This window comes from Micromonospora sp. B11E3, assembly GCF_039871625.1.
GTDB lineage: Bacteria > Actinomycetota > Actinomycetes > Mycobacteriales > Micromonosporaceae > Micromonospora.
The window spans coordinates 1-965 of record NZ_JBDPMC010000227.1 but is presented as its reverse complement, the minus strand read 5'-3'; the positions used below and the strand labels follow the sequence as shown (position 1 = coordinate 965).

General features: G+C 64.6%; 1 protein-coding gene and 2 pseudogenes. 2 read left to right on the top strand and 1 reads right to left on the bottom strand.

The genetic code is table 11. The annotated features are described in order from the left end of the window. Positions 1-100: pseudogene (locus tag ABGB16_RS33805) on the top strand (IS5/IS1182 family transposase); the annotation flags it as partial. Positions 101-149: 49 nt separating this feature from the next. Next, positions 150-746, top strand: a pseudogene (locus ABGB16_RS33800) (radical SAM protein); the annotation flags it as partial. A gap of 16 nt (positions 747-762) precedes the next feature. On the opposite strand, the gene ABGB16_RS33795 reads toward ABGB16_RS33800, so the two are convergent. Continuing rightward, positions 763-965 (bottom strand): transposase (locus tag ABGB16_RS33795; RefSeq protein ID WP_347672111.1); only part of this gene is annotated, 203 nt, incomplete at its 5' end.

Here is a 965-nt window from a genome sequence, read left to right as displayed (position 1 = left end):
GTTCTTCGACCTCGCCGACGCGATCATCACTCTACGTAGCCTGATCCGGCAGGCATGGACCCTCTACCGCTGGGACAACCGTCCCACCCGACGCCCATGATCTTGACCTATCTGCGCGACCTCTAAGTGGCCAGGTTCGGCTGCTGGACATGCAGCTCGGTGTCAGCCTCGATAACGTCCTCGCCGAAATCACGCAGAACCAGCCAGACATTCTCGGCGTGTCGGCGACGTTCGGGCAACACGACCTGATGACCCGCCTGCTAGACGAGGTGTTCGGTCTCGACACGCCGCCACTGGTCCTGGCCGGTGGAAGCCTCACCGCCCGCAACGAGCGCCTGCTGCTAGACCGTTATCCGCAGCTTCTCGTCGCACGTGGCGCCGGCGAGCCGACCATGCAGGACGCGATCAGCTACTGGCACGGCGACCTCACGCTGCCCGACATCCGCGGCATCGGCTATGCGGGAGGGACCGAAACGAAGGGAAACGCCCTGTTGCGGGTAAGCCGCCATCGGCGGACCGCGACGATCGCCAACCGCGTGCAGACGGACACACTTCCGGAACTGGATCTGCTCGATGCCACGTTCTCGCACCAGGGCGTCGCGCAGCTGGAAATCTCGCGAGGCTGCACCAGCTTCTGCTCGTTCTGCCCGCGCGGGCACAAGGGCACCTGGTCCGGTGCGACGCCGCCAGAGTTCACGCAGATCCTGGCCGCCATGTCCGAGATCTACGACCGACACCCTCAGAGCCTGGTAAATAAGGGTTTCAGGTGTGTTGGTAGCGGGCGAGGCGGCGGGCCATGACGATGACCATGGCCCACTGGACCATCGCGGCGTGGTGTTTGGGTAGCCGTTCGTAGTCACGGACGGTACGTCGGCACCGGTTGATCCACGAGAAGGTGCGCTCGACGCACCAGCGGCGGTGTAGGACGACGAAGGTGGTCTGTCCGGCGAGTTTGGCGACGATCC